This is a genomic window from Methanohalophilus sp. WG1-DM, from assembly GCF_004104135.1.
Lineage (GTDB): Archaea > Halobacteriota > Methanosarcinia > Methanosarcinales > Methanosarcinaceae > Methanohalophilus > Methanohalophilus euhalobius.
The window spans coordinates 21141-37586 of the sequence record NZ_RRBA01000015.1; the positions used below are offsets into that span (position 1 = coordinate 21141).

At 44.7% G+C, this 16446-nt stretch carries 17 protein-coding genes, 1 tRNA gene and 1 pseudogene; 10 read left to right on the forward strand and 9 right to left on the reverse strand.

The window, feature by feature from the left end; genetic code table 11:
• Together CI957_RS08995 and artA are read right to left on the reverse strand one after the other, a co-directional pair.
• Positions 1-702 (reverse strand): phosphatidylserine decarboxylase, encoded by a 702-nt coding sequence (locus CI957_RS08995; protein ID WP_096712989.1) that lies wholly within the window; start codon positions 700-702, stop codon positions 1-3.
• Positions 703-1524, reverse strand: a complete 822-nt coding sequence (gene artA, locus CI957_RS09000) for an archaeosortase A (protein ID WP_128754677.1) — start codon at positions 1522-1524, stop codon at positions 703-705.
• A 64-nt stretch (positions 1525-1588) separates the two neighbouring features.
• Between artA and CI957_RS09005 the strand changes: the two genes are divergently transcribed.
• From CI957_RS09005 to priL, 4 genes are all read left to right on the forward strand, one after another.
• Entirely contained in the window at positions 1589-2005 is a 417-nt protein-coding gene (locus CI957_RS09005) for an NUDIX hydrolase (protein ID WP_096712991.1), read from the forward strand.
• Positions 1983-2297 carry a transcription factor S gene (locus CI957_RS09010; RefSeq protein ID WP_128754678.1) on the forward strand — a complete coding sequence of 105 codons (315 nt, stop codon included), beginning with the start codon at positions 1983-1985 and terminating at the stop codon, positions 2295-2297. The genes CI957_RS09005 and CI957_RS09010 overlap by 23 nt, the downstream gene beginning before the upstream one ends.
• Positions 2298-2379: 82 nt before the next feature.
• Positions 2380-3117 carry a DNA polymerase sliding clamp gene (locus tag CI957_RS09015; protein ID WP_128754679.1) on the forward strand — a complete coding sequence of 246 codons (738 nt, stop codon included), beginning with the start codon at positions 2380-2382 and terminating at the stop codon, positions 3115-3117.
• A gap of 3 nt (positions 3118-3120) precedes the next feature.
• Entirely contained in the window at positions 3121-4176 is a 1056-nt protein-coding gene (priL, locus tag CI957_RS09020) for a DNA primase regulatory subunit PriL (RefSeq protein WP_128754680.1), read from the forward strand.
• 24 nt (positions 4177-4200) lie between these two features.
• On the opposite strand, the gene CI957_RS09025 is transcribed toward priL, so the two are convergent.
• From CI957_RS09025 to CI957_RS09045, 5 genes are all read right to left on the reverse strand, one after another.
• Positions 4201-5652: a homoserine O-acetyltransferase gene (locus CI957_RS09025; RefSeq protein WP_128754681.1), complete on the reverse strand. Its 1452-nt coding sequence runs from the start codon at positions 5650-5652 to the stop codon at positions 4201-4203.
• Entirely contained in the window at positions 5649-6953 is a 1305-nt protein-coding gene (locus CI957_RS09030; RefSeq protein ID WP_128754682.1) for an O-acetylhomoserine aminocarboxypropyltransferase/cysteine synthase family protein, read from the reverse strand. The genes CI957_RS09025 and CI957_RS09030 overlap by 4 nt, the downstream gene beginning before the upstream one ends.
• A 10-nt stretch (positions 6954-6963) precedes the next feature.
• Positions 6964-8343 carry an O-phospho-L-seryl-tRNA:Cys-tRNA synthase gene (gene pscS / locus CI957_RS09035; RefSeq protein WP_096712997.1) on the reverse strand — a complete coding sequence of 460 codons (1380 nt, stop codon included), beginning with the start codon at positions 8341-8343 and terminating at the stop codon, positions 6964-6966.
• A gap of 14 nt (positions 8344-8357) precedes the next feature.
• A tRNA-Cys gene (locus CI957_RS09040) sits at positions 8358-8428 on the reverse strand.
• A gap of 216 nt (positions 8429-8644) precedes the next feature.
• Positions 8645-8977, reverse strand: coding sequence for a transcriptional regulator (locus tag CI957_RS09045; RefSeq protein WP_096712998.1), 333 nt, complete (start codon positions 8975-8977; stop codon positions 8645-8647).
• Positions 8978-9154: 177 nt separating this feature from the next.
• On the opposite strand from CI957_RS09045, the gene nifS reads away from it, so the two are divergent.
• Genes nifS through larE form a run of 4 tightly spaced genes read left to right on the forward strand, consistent with a single transcriptional unit; the run spans position 9155 to position 12281 of the window.
• Entirely contained in the window at positions 9155-10348 is a 1194-nt protein-coding gene (nifS, locus tag CI957_RS09050; protein ID WP_096712999.1) for a cysteine desulfurase NifS, read from the forward strand.
• A 5-nt stretch (positions 10349-10353) separates the two neighbouring features.
• Positions 10354-10755, forward strand: a complete 402-nt coding sequence (gene nifU, locus CI957_RS09055; RefSeq protein WP_164909082.1) for a Fe-S cluster assembly scaffold protein NifU — start codon at positions 10354-10356, stop codon at positions 10753-10755.
• A complete protein-coding gene (locus CI957_RS09060) occupies positions 10748-11473 on the forward strand; it encodes a HesA/MoeB/ThiF family protein (protein WP_096713000.1) in 726 nt (241 codons plus the stop codon). Before nifU ends, CI957_RS09060 begins: the two co-directional genes overlap by 8 nt.
• A gap of 1 nt (position 11474) precedes the next feature.
• A complete protein-coding gene (larE, locus tag CI957_RS09065) occupies positions 11475-12281 on the forward strand; it encodes an ATP-dependent sacrificial sulfur transferase LarE (protein ID WP_096713001.1) in 807 nt (268 codons plus the stop codon).
• A 2-nt stretch (positions 12282-12283) separates the two neighbouring features.
• Here larE and CI957_RS09070 read toward each other — a convergent pair whose 3' ends face one another.
• Positions 12284-13600, reverse strand: a complete 1317-nt coding sequence (locus CI957_RS09070; RefSeq protein WP_096713002.1) for a cobyrinate a,c-diamide synthase — start codon at positions 13598-13600, stop codon at positions 12284-12286.
• Positions 13601-13722: 122 nt separating this feature from the next.
• Here CI957_RS09070 and moaA point away from each other — a divergent pair, with 122 nt between their 5' ends.
• A complete protein-coding gene (moaA, locus tag CI957_RS09075; RefSeq protein ID WP_096713003.1) occupies positions 13723-14649 on the forward strand; it encodes a GTP 3',8-cyclase MoaA in 927 nt (308 codons plus the stop codon).
• Positions 14650-14653: 4 nt separating this feature from the next.
• On the opposite strand, the gene CI957_RS09080 is transcribed toward moaA, so the two are convergent.
• Positions 14654-15943 (reverse strand): hypothetical protein, encoded by a 1290-nt coding sequence (locus CI957_RS09080; protein ID WP_128754683.1) that lies wholly within the window; start codon positions 15941-15943, stop codon positions 14654-14656.
• Positions 15944-16134: 191 nt separating this feature from the next.
• On the opposite strand from CI957_RS09080, the pseudogene CI957_RS09085 reads away from it, so the two are divergent.
• Positions 16135-16446 (forward strand): annotated as a pseudogene (locus CI957_RS09085) (IS1634 family transposase); the annotation flags it as partial.

Here is a 16446-nt window from a genome sequence, read left to right on the forward strand (position 1 = left end):
TTACCTCTCATGATGTGGGATTTTTGCAATTTTGGTATCGCCTGCATATACCCTATCCCCTTTACTGACACAAATATCAAATCCTTCAGGGATAGTAACATCCACCCGGGACCCCAGCCTTATCATTCCAATCTTTTCTCCCTGCAGGATTTCATCCCCTTCCTCCACATAAGTAACTATCCGGCGCGCCAGGAAACCAGCTATCTGGGTTACTTCTATTTTTCCAACGGATGTCTGCAGCAGGATATTTGTTCTCTCATTGCGTGAGGAATCCTTGGTAAATGCCGGCAGATAGTTTCCTTTGAAGTGTTTTACAGATAAAACTTTACCGCAAAAAGGAGCGCGATTGACATGAACATTGTAAAGGTTCATGAAAATGCAAACCTTACGGCCCCTGATATCCGAAATTTTACCATCGGCCGGGGCAAGGATACAGTTTTTACAGAGAGTGGAATCCCTCTTAGGATCACGGAAAAAGAAAACAAAAAATATTGTCAGCAAGCCAAACCCAAAAGTGGAGTAGAGGAATATTTGGCTTCCGGAAAACAGGTTCAGAAAGAAAGTATTTTCGTCCAGCAGAGGCACATCCACCATTGATTGAACGTTAAATATCTGTAATCGCGAAGTTACATACATAAATCCCATTGCAATTGTGAGCAATGAGACCGTAAAGACCCAGCTATGAGAACCTTTTGCAAGCATTTACCTGTTTCCTGCAATTTTATCAATAATGTCCTTTAACCTGAATCTTGAAAGGGACACAAGTCCGTCAATCAGATCGAAGAGCTGGGGAAGAATCTTCAAAACAGCATAGCCTATTACAAAGAGGGCTACCGCCGAACCCATCTTGGCAATCACATGGTGGGCAATCTCAAAACTTTCTGCACCAAACCATTGCTCCCCATAAGCTATAATTACAAAAACATCACGAAAAATATTCAGTATATAGATAACCGGTACTGAAACCATAAATGCCTGAAACAATTTATAAGCGGGCGCCCTGACAGAAACGATAAGGCCACTAAAGAGGGCAATACTTTCAATAGCAGTGCAGGCAAGGATAATCTCCACTGTATAACCATTGTAGGAGATCAGGTTCCAGGAATCCTGAGTAACTTGATAACCCAGAACGCCAAGAACCCATGTGATGTTATCCGTAACAGTAGCAATAATCCAGTAATTAAGTGAAGGTAACTGGGCAAAAGGAAAATAAAATAGCGAACCTATTGCAGTCGCGCTGGTGACCATTGAAGTAATATCCAGATTCGCAATCGGCAGGGTCTTTGATCTGTACTCATCTACCATCGAGTAAGCCATCATAAGACAGAAGCAGGCAATCATTATTGTAAGGAATACATTGAAATAATCGTTAATTTCCATATAATGGATTGGCTGGTAAGCCCAGTGCGTACCAAAAGTAATCCATCCAAAAGCACCTATCAGTTTACGATAGGATAATTTACCGGGAAGAATAGCTGAAAGAACCATTAATCCTATTGCTATCAATAAAATATAATCTGTCATTTTGGAAGCACCTTGATAAGTATCCAATCTTAATATAGTATTATCCTATTAAGGTTTTGTCAGAATGAGACCGAAAACACCCCTACTAACAGTCGATGGCGTAATTATATTAAATGGAAAGATAGTACTTATTAAAAGGAAAAATGAACCTTACAGGGGATCGTTTGCCCTGCCGGGTGGTTTTGTAGAGATTGGCGAAACCACAGAAGAAGCGGTAAAGAGAGAAGTAATGGAGGAAACGGGGCTTCTAATCAAAATACTCAAATTGGTTGGTGTATATTCAGACCTTTCCCGTGATCCCAGGGGTCACACAGTATCCGTGGCCTACCTTGCAGTAGCCAAAGGCGAACCAAAGGCAGATACAGATGCTGCAGACGTTGGATGTTTTGATCCCAACAACCTGCCAGAGCTCGCTTTTGACCACCAGCAGATTCTAAATGATGCAGGAGATGATATTGATGGAATTTTGTCCAAAATGTAAGAGTATGATGTTTCCCAGTAACGGGGACCTTAAGTGTCGCAAATGTGGATATGAGAAAAGCAGAGAAGAAGGCACAGAAAACATGGTTTCGAAAGCCAAACGTGATGAACATGAGGTTACAGTGCTTGAGGAAAATGTCGATGAAGGATTACCTACAACCCTTGCCCAGTGTTCGGAATGTGGGAATAACAAAGCCTACTGGTGGATGCGACAACTACGTTCGGCAGATGAATCGGAGACCAGATTCTTTAAGTGTACAAAATGCAGTTATACCTGGAGAGAATATGACTGATTCCTCCGACAAAATAAAAACTTATATAACCTGTCGCGTATAATGATTTTCAGATTTTAAAATAATCAGGCGGAGCGACAAAATGTTAGAGGCAACAATTGATGCATCACTTCTGAAAGATTCCATTGAATCATTATCTGTATTGGTTGACGAAGCCCGAGTACACATCTCACCCGAAGGTATAGGCGTGAAAGCTGTGGACCCGGCCAACGTTGCCATGGTCAGCTTTGAACTTCAGGCTGATGCCTTTGATGAATACCAGGCAGAGGAAAGCGAGATTGGCTTAGACCTTACAAGAGTACTGGACATATTGGGTGTCGCAGAAAAAACGGACAAAGTGAAGATGAGACTGGAAGAGGATTCCAGGAAACTCTCCATAAGCATTGGCGGAATATCATATACACTTACATTGCTTGATCCATCTACAATCCGTGCAGAACCCAGGATCCCACAGCTCGAACTGCCTGCAGAGATCGTTGTGAACGGAAAAGGATTCAGCAGGACCGTAAAAGCAGCCGAGAAGATAAGTGACCATATGTCAATGGGAGTTGAAGGAGAAATCTTCTTCCTGGAAGCAGAAGGCGACACAGATCGTATGCGTCAGGAAATGCCCCGCGATGAACTGATAAGCATCACCCCGGCACCTGTACGATCGTTGTTTTCCCTGGATTATCTATCTGACATCATTAAACCTGCCTCTAAATCCAATGAGGTAACCCTTCAGATAGGAAATGATTTCCCTATCAAGATCAATTTTGAAATTGCAGGTGGAAGAGGAAAGGTCGGATACCTGCTGGCCCCCAGAATAGAGTCTGAGTAAATTATGGAAAGGGCAGAACTTGCACTGTACCCCTTTACATCCGCCGCTTCGCAATATGTCGGAGAACTGGATTTTGATCTGGACCGCCTTATAAATTCAAGGGCATTCCAATCAGCCAGACTCAGGGGTGAGGAAAGATTAATCCAGTCTCTGACCACGGGCATCAGTAAACCCTCCCTCACAAATACAGATGAGGGACGGGTACTCACAGAACTTCTTTCCTACCCTTATGCAAGAATACTCGTATCCTGCCTGAACGATTCCTACCTTAACCGTAAATATTCTCATGCTGAAGCCGAAGCTGCATATTCCCTGCTGTTAGAGAGAGAAGATTTTTTTCTCAGGGAAATAGGAGAAGAATTCGGAATCCATGCCAAACAGCACGAAAGAGGCTTCCATTTACATTTTGCGGATTTCTTGAAATATTCCACAACCCTCAAAGCAATTGAGTGGAAACTGATAAACCAGAGAATGGTACATGGCAACGTTTTTGTTGAAAGAAAAGATTTTGCCCGATTGCTGCAGGAAGCAATTAAAAAAAGTATTCATGACAGCCTGCCCCTCAAAGTTCCCGAAAAGACCTGCACCGATTGTTCAGATGCACTGTCACGATTGAAGGAACTCCTCCAGCAAAAGAAAGGTGATATTGAAAGTGGACAGACAGGAGAAGTAGACAGTAAACTGTTTCCTCCCTGCATCAATTATGCCATCAATAATGTTCGCACAGGGGTAAACCTTGCTCATTCAATGCGTTTTGCAATGACTTCCTTTTTGGCAGGTATTGGCATGACAGTGGATGATATAATCAACATGTTCAATGTATCCCCGGATTTTGATGAAGAAAAAACACGATACCAGATTGAACATATTGCCGGTTCCTCAGGTACAAAATATACTCCTCCCTCATGCACTACCATGAAGACCTACGGCAATTGCCATGGAGCCGATGAACTTTGCAAAAGAATCAATCATCCCCTGAACTATTATCGCAGGAAAATGTGGTATAAAAATAAATCAAAAAAGCCTGCGACTACAAAAGAAAAGAAAGATACAGAGTAACTGCCATAAATCACAGCACTCGTATCACTTAGCACCTCTTCCCACCATTGCACTGATAGTATCACTGGAAAGAATTCCAACAAGACAACCTCTGTCATCAATCACAGGAAGGGCCGAGATGGCATTATCTTCCATTATAAGAGCTGCATTTGAAAGGCTTTCATCTGGATGAGATGTCAAAATATCCCGTGACAGTATTTTTTCGATGGAACTTATCTTGTTGGCAACAGCCCTTGTGATATCCCAGGAAGTCACTATACCAGTAATACGGCCACTTGCTGCCAGAATCGGAATATGTGTTGCATTATTCAAAATCATTAGTTGTGCCGCCTCTTCCAGCGTGCACCCTTCACGGAGAGTCGACACATCCTCCGACATGACATCTCCCACGGTGAGATGCCCCAGGAAAGTGGATAGAAGATAATTTAATTGCCCCTTTTCCAGCAAGAAGGCGTCATGCCCAAAATGTGAAATGAGTTTACGATACTGCACATTTATATCATTGGAACCCAGCGCCTGGACTATTTCCTCAGACTGGTAGGAAGGATAAAGCCAATCCGAAGAGACAGAAATAATCATAAATTCTGATTCTATATTGCTGAAACTTTTTGCAAGGGAAAAACCATTACTTAGATCAAAATTGTCAACTGCTCCGGTAAGATAAAGATAGGAATTTGGGTCAAAACGGCTGGTAAAAGTATCACCCTGATGATGTAGATAACTCTCCACCTGGAACATTTCGTTTTCCCTGGTATCCCTGCCAAACTTATCATGCATGGAATCATCGCTCAGGTAAGTGATGTGTCCGATCATGCGTGCAAGGGAAAGACCCTGTTTGGGTAATTCCCCACCATAATAATCCCCATCATTCCAATAAGGGTCCCGAATTATTGCCTGTCTTGCAACCTCATTAAAGGCAATCTGCTGGGGCGAGGAAATTGCCGTGGATGCAAGTACAATGGCTTTTTTCATGAAATCCGGGTAGGAAACGGTCCACTGCAGAACCTGCATGCCTCCCATGGAACCCCCGGCTATGGCATAAAGACTGGATATACCCAGATTTTTAAGCAATTTGTACTGCAGGTTTACCATGTCTTCAATAGTAATACGGGGAAAAGACAAACCATACGGCAAACCGGATTGGGGATTGGTGGAGGCCGGACCTGTGGTTCCCTTACACCCCCCCAGAACGTTAGAACAGATTACAAAATATTTATTGGTATCAAAGGCTTTCCCGGGCCCAATTACAATATCCCACCATCCCGGTTTTTTATCGCCTTCATGCCAGCCGGCAGCATGGGCATCCCCCGTGAGAGCATGACATATAAGAATCACATTGGATTTGTCAGAATTAAGTTTGCCATAGGTCTCATAAGCTATGGAAACCCCTGCCAGTTCATCACCATTCACAAGCCTGAAGAGTTCTTTTAGATGATGATGTTTTGTTTCCACATAACCTACAGACCTCTCGGTCATACATCCACCTCGTTCAACGCCTGATCAAGGTCTGCGATCAGGTCTTTTGCATCCTCGATACCAATGGACAAGCGGATGTAATCAGGCGTAACACTGGTACTTGCCTGTTCTTCGGAGGTAAGCTGCTGATGGGTGGTGGAAGCGGGGTGGACAACGAGACTCTTTGCATCCCCGATATTGGCAAGATGGGAAAACAGTTCAAGATTTTCTATGAATTGTTTACCTGCCTCAAATCCTCCCTTGATACCGAATCCTACGATCGGTCCGAAACCCCCTTTGAGATACCTTGCAGCCCTTTCATGACTGATATGGTCTTCAAATCCCGGATAATTTACCCATGCAACTTTCGGATGACGCTGCAAGAAACGGGCAATCTCGAATGCATTTTCAGAATGCTTTTTCACACGCAAGAAAAGAGTCTCCAGTCCTTGCAGGAAAAGGAACGAATTAAAAGGACTTACTGCCGCTCCCAGATCCCTTAGCCACTGGACCCGGGCCTTCATGACAAAAGCAACGTTACCCATTTCAGGAACTTCCTTGAAAGCATCCCAGTACACCAGCCCATGATAACTCGGGTCAGGTTCAGTGAACTCAGGGAATTTACCGTTGCTCCAGTCGAAATTGCCGGAATCTATTATGACACCTCCAATAGAGGTTCCGTGGCCACAGACATATTTGGTAGCGGACAGGACAACGATATCAGCACCGTGTTCAATGGGTTTCACAAGTCCAACACCGACTGTGTTGTCCACGATCAGCGGTATACCGGCTTGGTGGGCGATGGCCGCAATTGCTTCAAAATCCGGGACATCGAGTTTGGGATTTCCTATGGACTCGATATACACAGCCCGGGTATTCTCATTGATGGCCTGCCGGAAGGCTTCCGAGTCGGTGGAATTCACAAAGGTGGTCTTCCTGCCCAGTTTGGGGAATGTATGGTTGAATAACTGGTATGTCCCACCATAGAGGTTATCGGCAGCCACAATCTCATCACCCAGTTGGGTGATAGTCAGCAGAGCAAGGGAAATGGCCGACATGCCGGAGGAAACCCCTAAAGCGCCTGTTCCTTCTTCCAGGGCCGCCATCCTCTTTTCAAAGACATCGGTGGTAGGATTCATCATGCGAGTGTAAATATTGCCAAATTCCTTCAGGGCAAACAGGTTTGCCGCGTGTTCTGTATCATCAAAGACATAGGCTGTGGTCTGGTAGATGGGAACAGCCCTTGAACCTGTGGTGGGATCCGGTTCCTGTCCAGCATGTATGGAAAGGGTTTCCGGATCATAATTATTTGATCTGCTCATTGTTTACACCTCAATCGACATTAAGGTTATATTTTACTGCTATCTCCTTAAAGGCATCTGAAAGATAGTCTATCTTTTCCCTGCTGAGGCCATAGGTGTTCAGTTTCCATGCCCTGGTGGCACCCGGGAACATCCCGACAATCCCTAGTTTTGAAAGTTCGTCACTCAGGAAGAAGCCACGGCGTTTGTGTTCCTTTGCCACTTTATCGAAGGTCTGTGTTGTATCCACTTTGGTCAGTGTGTGTCTACGGGGGTACTCAGAAATCACCTTATTGCCTTCTATTTTCAAGAACTCTTCCATGAACCGATTGGAATTGCGGACCTCCTCATCCCAGTTCTGTGTACGTTTTTTCACATGCGGGAATGAGGCCATCATGGCAAGCAGGGTACCTCCCATAAGAGTACATCCCATCATCTCCACTTCCTTGATGCCGAACTTACGTCCAGTTACATCTCCCTTCATCTGGGTTGTGCGGAAGATGAGGTCTGCATACTCATCCGTTGTGGCCAGCACCCCTGAGGGAGCCGGGGAGGCCATACTTTTGTGACCGGAACCTACCACGAAATCGGCACCCAGTTTCTTGCCATCGACAGGCATCACACCCACGGTGTATGCACCGTTATAGAGCACCGGTATGTCATAATCATGTGCAACCCCGGCTATGGATTTGATATCGTGTTCATTTGCATACTGGTAATCAAAGTGGTCCATCATCATAAGGGAAGGAGGTTTTCCGTCCTCTCTGATAACATCCTCTATCTTTTCGGCCGTTGAGCCAACATCTACCTTGTTGTCATCGTCCAGTGGTATTTCCCTGATCTTGCCTCCGGCAGCCTCAACTGCCAGGAATTCCGTGTAATGTGCCAGGGATGAAACGATTACCGGATCATCTTTTTCCACAAGAGAAGATGTAACTGCCTGGAAACCTCTCCTGGCCCCGGGAACCACCCTGGCAGTATCCATATTCACAAAGCCTGCCAGTTCTTCGTGGAAATCAGCAATTGGAGGGCGACTAATTTTGTCGAGACGAAAAGGCTTGCGGCATGAGTCACAAGTGGAATATCCATCCCCGTAGGATATGAGAGCCTTCCTTGCCTCAGGTGTAAGTCTGCCTGCAGCCTGGATAGGCTGGATGTTTATATTTCCCTCTTCCCTGTACCTCAATCCTATACGGTCAACTATTTGGGGAAAATTGGCCTGTTTTTCAGAAGTACCTTTTTCGAGGGCCTCAATAACCGATTTAAGGTTAGCAGTAGATTTCATGAATGCGTCTTCTTCCACGGCAGACATGCCGGTGGGAAGGGATCGACGAATTATCTCCCGCATATCCTCCAGCTCAAAAAAGGCCTCAAAGGTCTTCTCTATCAAATGGTCTTTGGAGCCTTTCATTTTCTTCCTCCTAAAGGCCGGGGTGAGAGTCGAACTCACCTACACCGATCTGCAGTCGGTTGCATAACCGCTCTGCCACCCGGCCGATACGTATCCATTATTAATCCACATCATTGTTTTTCCAGATGAAAAACTATAAAGAAGAGATAAAGGCAGCCAGTGCCTTCATCGCTTCTTTCGTGGTGGTTGGTGTTTGCAGGCATTTGACGCCCACAATTCACAATAGTGAATTAACAATTGTGAATTGTTGCTCCTTGTATATATAATTTGTGGGGAAGAAAGCAAAAAGGAAAGTTAGTCATTACTGATCGTCAGGGCAGGCATCATCAGCCCTGAGCTGGCGGCAAATCTCACAGAACCTGTGAGAAAGGTCATCAACCGTACCATTCTGGATATCGACCGCAAGACTGGCTATAGAAGCTTTTATTTCGTCATCAAATTCAATCCTGTAACCTCTTTTTTTGGTAAGATACTGGGAAACCGCTGAAGGAGCCATCCCGAAAAGCTTAGCCACTTCCTGTTGGGTTACACCGTTATCCACCAATTCTTTTGCAAGGGCAGCCCTGATAGCAGGCAGGACATCCCATACCACAACCTGACACGGAGTTTCAGTTTTCATATTCTCACGCTTCATTTTCTATAGATATTGACCTACAGGTATATCACTATTGTGAATGGCAGTTGGTGCTTTCTACCGAACATACGTGCAAAAACTTAAAAGGCATAAAAAGATAATATGTTCACAATTGTGACACGGACGTATTAAGCATTAAAGAACGATAAAATATCACAATAAATAAAGGAGGTCACAATGAACACCAACAAGGATGATACAGGAAATATCATCTATCTGGACCATGCAGCCACAACATTTACTGATCCGAAGGTACTGGAGACGATGATGCCATATTTCACTGAAAATTTCGGCAACCCCTCTTCACCTTACGATATGGCAAACGTATCCAAAGAAGCGGTTGACAGTGCCCGACAGCAGGTGGCCACTGCCATCAATGCAGATACAGATGAGATATATTTTACAGGTGGAGGGACCGAGTCCGACAACTGGGCAATCAAGGGTATTGCCTTTGCCAACAGGAAAAAAGGCAACCATATAATCACCTCCTCCATAGAACACCATGCAGTCCTGCATACATGCCAGTGGCTGGAAAAGCAGGGTTTTGAGGTTACCTATCTTCCAGTGGACAAATACGGACAGGTCAGAACAGAGGATGTAAAAAAAGCCATCCGGGACGATACAATCCTGATATCTGTAATGCTGGCAAACAACGAGATCGGCACAATTCAACCAATCCCCCAAATTGGCAGGATAGCCCGGGAGAAGAACATCTATTTCCATACGGATGCCGTACAGGGCATCGGTCAGGTGCCTGTGGATGTAGAAGCTCTGAATGTGGATTTACTCTCCCTCTCCTCCCATAAATTCTACGGACCAAAGGGTGTAGGTGCCCTGTATATCAAAAAAGGCACCCGGCTCGATAACCATAGCCATGGGGGTGCCCAGGAGAAGAAAAAGAGGGCAGGCACAGAAAATGTTCCCGGTATTGTGGGAATGGGTGCAGCTATCGAACAGGCCACATCTCAACTGGAAGAGCATGCCGCTCATATGAAAAAACTGAGAGCACAGCTGGTAGAAGGCCTCCTGCTGATCCCGGCCACCCACCTTGCAGGCCATCCGGAAAAACGCTTGCCGAACAATGTGAACGTAATCTTTGAATACATAGAAGGCGAATCCATTCTGTTGATGCTGAATTCGTACTCTATTGCAGCCTCTACGGGAAGTGCCTGTACCTCGGCTTCCCTTGAACCGTCACATGTGCTTATTGCCTGCGGATTCCCCCATGAGGTCGCACACGGGTCCCTGCGCCTGACCCTGGGAAAGGAAAATACGGAAGAGGATGTGGATTACCTGTTGCAAACGCTGGAGCCAATTATCAGGAGGCTCAGGGCGATGTCACCTATGACACCAAAGGAACAGAGGGAATGATATTAATGATGTACAGTGAAAAAGTAATGGAACATTTCATGAATCCCCACAACGTAGGCGAGATGGAAAATCCCGACGGAGTCGGAGAGGTAGGCAATCCCCAGTGCGGAGACATCATGCGGATATACCTGCGCATTGAGAATGATGTAATCACAGATGCAAAGTTCATGACCTTCGGATGCGGTGCCGCCATCGCATCCAGTAGTATGGCAACCGATCTGATCAAAGGCAAGACCCTTGAAGAAGCCTGGGAGGTTACAAACAAGGCAGTGGCAGAGGCACTTGAAGGATTACCCCCTGTAAAAATGCACTGTTCGGTACTGGCTGAAGAAGGCATACACAAGGCAATCAATGATTATAGGGAAAAACAGGGTTTTGAGCCTTTGAAGGAGAAAACCGATGCTTAATGATACTGAAAAAGAACTCTATAGCCGCCAGATAATGATGGTCGGTGAAGAAGGCCAGGAGAAACTTAAAAACGCAACCGTAATGATAGCCGGCTGTGGAGGTCTGGGTTCACCAATTATGCATTACCTTGCTGTTGCCGGTATAGGTCACATCCGCCTTGTCGATAAGGATACTGTTGAAATGAGCAATCTCAACAGACAAATACTGCACTGGCACCGGGATATCGGAAAAAGCAAGAGCCAGTCTGCTGAAGAAAAACTTGCAGAACTCAACCCCAACATCGAACTGGAAGCCTTCAATAAGGAAATCAATGCCGAAAACATAGATAAATTGATACAGGGAGCAGATATAATCGTAGATGCGCTGGATAACTATGAAACACGAATGTTGCTCAACAGGGCCGCAATCCGACAATCATTGCCTCTGGTCCACGGTGCAGTTCACGGATTCCACGGGCAACTCACTACAGTCATCCCGGGCAAAACACCCTGCATTGAATGTTTGATCCCTGAAAAACCCCCGAAAGAAGTATTTCCAATCATCGGTTGCACCGCAGGCGTAGTGGGTACGATGCAGGCAAACGAGGTGATCAAGTACCTGCTTGGCTGGGAAGATTTACATACCGGCCATATTGTAATGTGGGACGGCAGGAGCGGAACGTTAGACAGGATGAAAATATGCCGCAGGATGGACTGTCCAGAGTGCGGCCACTTATAATATGAAAAACATGACAAATAACAAATTGAAACAACTGGAAGATTTCATACAATCCACCGGCCCAGTTGCAATTCTTTTTTCGGGAGGTGTGGACAGCAGCCTGCTTTCGGTTGTCTCCAGGGAAGTGCTTGGGGACAAACATATTTGCATCCTGTTGAATTCCCCACTCATACCCGAATATGCGGTATGCAGGGCAAAACAAACTGCCCATGATTACGGATTAAAGCTGCATGTACTGGATATTGATCCCCTTGAATATGAAAATATAAGAATGAACCCGAGGGATCGCTGTTACCACTGTAAGAAGAAAGTAATAGAAATTGCAAGGAAATATGCTGCATCCCTGGGTTATACGGTTATTGCTGATGGTACCAACGTCTCGGATACACAGACATTGCGACCGGGGCTTGCCGCCAGTCGGGAAGAGAGAATACTTCATCCTTTCGTGTCTGCAAATATCACCAAAGCAGATATCAGGCAGATAGCAAAACAAAAAGATTGCGATTTCTGGGACCTGCCTTCTTCTGCCTGTCTGGCCTCACGTATACCCTATGGCGAGATGCTGGACGTCGAGAAACTCGGCAAAATTGAACAGGGAGAGGATATTCTGCACAGAATGGGATTTTTGCAATGCCGGATGAGATTGCATGACGGGGGAACCCTTGCCCGTATAGAAGTCCCCGCTGAACAGATTCCAACAGCCATCCTAAAAATGGATGATCTAATCAGTCACCTGAAAGCTACAGGGATCAAACATGTCTGCCTGGACCTCGAAGGCTACAGAAGTGGCAGCATGGATGAGACCTGAGATCAGCGTTGTTTGTACTTGCGACAGCTGTTCACAAAATCATCTACAGGGAAGGAACCAGGGTGGGCGTGCATGTAACTTGCCACGGAATTGTGTTCATAGATACCATCCATACCATCAACAATTCCTTTGCCCCGCTCCATAGTGTAAGCCAGACGGCTGTCAGACGCACAATCTGTTACAGAGTAATGGAATTCATGGCCACGTACTTCTCCCCTGAATATGGGGGAATCGGCCTGACCTTTGGTATAGCCCAGTGCCTGCAATTTTTTCGTCATGACGGTCTCAGCGGGGAAAAGATCCGCCAGTTTATAGACCCTCTCCTCTATTTCGTAGGAAGTGCAGAGATATTGCAGACCACCGCATTCCCCATAGATTGGCATCCCATCTGCTGAAAGGTCCTTTAGCTTATGAGTGGTCCGTGACTTTTCAAGTTCTGCTATGTGGAGCTCGGGATAACCGCCTCCGAAGTACATGCCGTCCACATCAGGAATATCACCTTCAAGCGGGCTGAAGAATTTGATTTCAGCCCCGGCCCTGCGGAAGGAGTCCAGCATGTCCTGATAGTAGAAACAAAATGCACTGTCCATTGCAACACCTATTGTCACATCCGCCTCCTTGTCGGGTATGCATTCCTCAGGGGCAGCCGGGAGAGGTTCTTTTGCCAGGGACAGCACAGTATCCAGATCAACGTTTTCCTCGATGAAGTTACCCAGTTTTTCCAGATCATAATCCCGTTCATCAGCCATATGCAATCCGAGGTGGCGGGATGGGACGGTCAGGTCCTGATTCCTTGGCAGGGCACCAACAACCGGCACATCCCCCAGGGCATCCCTGATCATTTGAGCATGCCTGGGACTTCCCACCCGATTGAGAATCACCCCATCAATACGTACATCACTGTCAAATTCAGAGTATCCTTTGATGAGGGCCGCAGCACTTCTGGACATACCGTGCACATTGACCACAAGGATCACAGGAGCACCCAGGGATTTGGCCACATGGGCCGAACTTGCAAGATCTGAAGAATTTATGCCGTCAAAAAGCCCCATGACACCTTCAACGACCCCTATATCCGCATCATTATAATTGCAATGAAAACTCTGCCTGACACCTTCCTCGCCCATCATGAATGTATCAAGGTTCCTTGAAGGTCTCCCGCAGATTGCTGTATGGTGAGTAGGATCAATGTAATCCGGACCCACCTTATAGGGCTGCACGTTCATTCCCCGGCGGGTCAGGGCCGCCATGATACCCATGGAAACGGTTGTCTTACCGACTCCACTGTGTGTGCCTGCAATAACTATTGATTTTTTCATGGCACAAGTTGGTTTGATTTGGTATTTAAAATATGGGGCAGTAAGCTTCACTGTTACCGGATAAACTTAAGTTTATATACTCCCTTCACCATCCCAAATTAAACACCAATTACCGATATAGCATGACTCCTGAAAAACATCTCACAGATTCCTACGGACGCACTATAAAGAGCCTCAGGATATCGATTACTGATAGGTGTAATCTCAATTGTATTTATTGTCACAATGAAGGGAATATGAAAGCGGCAGATGAAATGTCAGCCAAAAAAATATCTGATATCATCAAGGCAGCCAGCCTGTATGGAGTAGACAGGGTGAAATTCTCCGGCGGAGAGCCACTTGTCCGCAGGGATTTCGAGGATATACTGAAACGCCTGCCCCCCTTGAAGGATGTATCTGCAACTACCAACGGGATACTGCTGGAAGAGAGGGCCCAAAGCCTCAAGGAAGCAGGACTGGATCGGATAAATGTAAGTTTGGATAGTGTTGATGACAAAAACTACAGTTTGATTACTGCAGCAAATCCGGGTGATGTATATAAAGTACTCAAAGGGATTGAAGAAGCAATCGAAGTTGGCCTTACTCCTGTAAAACTGAACATGGTAATGCTCAAAGGGATCAATGAAGACAAGATCGACCAGATGCTTGAATTTGTCCGTAAACACAAAGGCAACATCATACTACAACTCATACAGTTAATGGATTTCCAGGATGTTGTAAAATACCAGGTTGACGTGCAAGAAATTGAAAAACAACTTGAAGAAAGGGCCGATGAAATCCATGTACGCAAAATGCACCGCCGCAAAAAGTACATCATCGACGGTGCAGAAGTTGAAGTAGTAAGACCCATCGACAATACTGAATTCTGTGCCAATTGCAATCGGTTGCGTGTGACAGCCGACGGGAAACTCAAACCATGCCTGTTGGTAAATGATAATCTTGTGGATACAAAAGGCGCAAATTCAGAAGATATTCCACGGTTGCTGGAGGAAGTTGTGGAAAAAAGGGTGCCTTTTTTCAGGGAAATATCACGGAGTACTAACAGGTGAATTGTTACCTGAAAAGTATCTCTATATCCTCCTCGAATGCATCATTCACATGTGAACTCAACTCCGATTTTGTATTTTCCAGTTTCTCTTCCAGGGATTTCAGGAATTTTGTCTCATCTTCCAGTTTATCCTGTGTGGAAACAAAAGCCTCTTGCTTTTTTGAAATATCCTTTTCCATTGAGGTTTTCTGATGATACACATCCATCCGATCCAATTGGTCTCTTAACTGCTCGAGCCTGTTATCGTATTTCTTTTTATTCTCATATAAGGATTTGAGAGAAGAAGAGTTTTTTATTGAATGCAGCTGTTCAAGGGTTTTATCTTTCTTTTTATCCTTCAGACCAAGGGAATCACTTTGAAGTCTCAGAATTAATTCATCATATAACGGATCCAGATCGTAATCCAGTGCAGAGACAGGATCTTTCATGACAATACCAAGTATATTGCGCATTTGTGGCGATAGCGTATGAATTCCGTTTTCATCCTGTTTTTTCATTCTGGATAATGCCTTGGACAATGGAGTGAACATTCTTTTAATATCAGCTTCTACATTCAGGAGCTGTTGCCTGACATCGTCAATTTCACTGTTAATTGCTTCTGCCCGCGGATATTCCGAACCTTCAATCAACTTTTCAAGATCTGATTTTGCATCCTGAATATTTGCATCCAGGGCGGTACACTTATTCTTCAATTCCTGAATTTTATTTCGACTATCTATAATTTCAGATTCCAGATTATGGATATCTTCAATATCTACAAATATATTGTTGATCATATCCAGCTTATTGCGGGGCTTTTCAATTGTAGAAAATAAATCACTTAAAGCATGGTTCAGGTTTGCAAGGTCGCCGTTTATTCTGTTATATTCAGTGGGATAGAGACTTTTTGCATAAAGCATGCTTTTTCGGGTATTGTCCAGGAAAGTATCCATATGGGAAAGCGATTCAATATAGAAGGCATAAGCCCCCTCTATGGAATTGTCATGTGGGACAGTGATTTTCTCATCAAGTATTTCCAGGTTATCAACAATAACATCCCGGTTTGAATCTGCGATCTTACCCATTTTCTTATCAGCTGATTCAATCGGTGTGGCATCCAGAAAGGAATTTTTGTCGACCCTGAGCTGTTCAAGTTTATTGCCAATATCGGAATAAAGATTGCTTATAAGGGGTTTTGCAGCATTAACTTCCTTTTCATACCTGATTTTACTCCATTCACGGAGTTTTTCAAATTCCAGATGTAATTCTTCAGGCTCATCCTTGCCCTTACCAAATAGTTTCTTGAGGAAATCCATATATTCAGATGAAAAAACATGGTGATTTGTTAAAAAGATTCTGCATGAAGAAGAATTGAACATAAATATTAAATCGACTCCCGGACACCAGGTTCAAATTAGAATCTCTAATACAGAAATAGAAGGATACAACCCGACTTTGACAGTCAAAAGTAATAATAGTGTTCTTAGCTTTGCTGTATTTGGTTACAATGCAACAAAAACTAAGAACGTATGAGATTATTCCTAACAAGAATATATGCTTTCCTATCGGAACCGTTCTGGCTGTAAACCAACTTTACGAAATCCTAGATCTTTCTTCAGTTTTTGGTAAACACAAAAAGAATGGAATTGACATCAACAACCTGCTCAAAGCTCTTGTAAGTTACAAACTGACGGATAATTTCAGCATAAGTAAAGCTCATGAATGGATTAATCGGGAGGAAGTCCTTGATATTTTTACTCTTCCTGAATTCAGTGAAAGAACTCTGTACAGGGTTCTTGAAACCCTGGGAAATAATCGT

Excerpts from the sequence above, each read along its gene's own strand:
- CI957_RS08995 (WP_096712989.1), bottom strand. The coding sequence starts at position 702 with ATGCTTGCAAAAGGTTCTCATAGCTGGGTCTTTACGGTCTCATTGCTC.
- artA (WP_128754677.1), bottom strand. The coding sequence starts at position 1,524 with ATGACAGATTATATTTTATTGATAGCAATAGGATTAATGGTTCTTTCA.
- CI957_RS09005 (WP_096712991.1), top strand. The coding sequence starts at position 1,589 with ATGAGACCGAAAACACCCCTACTAACAGTCGATGGCGTAATTATATTA.
- CI957_RS09010 (WP_128754678.1), top strand. The coding sequence starts at position 1,983 with ATGGAATTTTGTCCAAAATGTAAGAGTATGATGTTTCCCAGTAACGGG.
- CI957_RS09015 (WP_128754679.1), top strand. The coding sequence starts at position 2,380 with ATGTTAGAGGCAACAATTGATGCATCACTTCTGAAAGATTCCATTGAA.
- priL (WP_128754680.1), top strand. The coding sequence starts at position 3,121 with ATGGAAAGGGCAGAACTTGCACTGTACCCCTTTACATCCGCCGCTTCG.
- CI957_RS09025 (WP_128754681.1), bottom strand. The coding sequence starts at position 5,652 with ATGACCGAGAGGTCTGTAGGTTATGTGGAAACAAAACATCATCATCTA.
- CI957_RS09030 (WP_128754682.1), bottom strand. The coding sequence starts at position 6,953 with ATGAGCAGATCAAATAATTATGATCCGGAAACCCTTTCCATACATGCT.
- pscS (WP_096712997.1), bottom strand. The coding sequence starts at position 8,343 with ATGAAAGGCTCCAAAGACCATTTGATAGAGAAGACCTTTGAGGCCTTT.
- CI957_RS09045 (WP_096712998.1), bottom strand. The coding sequence starts at position 8,977 with ATGAAGCGTGAGAATATGAAAACTGAAACTCCGTGTCAGGTTGTGGTA.
- nifS (WP_096712999.1), top strand. The coding sequence starts at position 9,155 with ATGAACACCAACAAGGATGATACAGGAAATATCATCTATCTGGACCAT.
- nifU (WP_164909082.1), top strand. The coding sequence starts at position 10,354 with ATGATGTACAGTGAAAAAGTAATGGAACATTTCATGAATCCCCACAAC.
- CI957_RS09060 (WP_096713000.1), top strand. The coding sequence starts at position 10,748 with ATGCTTAATGATACTGAAAAAGAACTCTATAGCCGCCAGATAATGATG.
- larE (WP_096713001.1), top strand. The coding sequence starts at position 11,475 with ATGAAAAACATGACAAATAACAAATTGAAACAACTGGAAGATTTCATA.
- CI957_RS09070 (WP_096713002.1), bottom strand. The coding sequence starts at position 13,600 with ATGAAAAAATCAATAGTTATTGCAGGCACACACAGTGGAGTCGGTAAG.
- moaA (WP_096713003.1), top strand. The coding sequence starts at position 13,723 with ATGACTCCTGAAAAACATCTCACAGATTCCTACGGACGCACTATAAAG.
- CI957_RS09080 (WP_128754683.1), bottom strand. The coding sequence starts at position 15,943 with ATGGATTTCCTCAAGAAACTATTTGGTAAGGGCAAGGATGAGCCTGAA.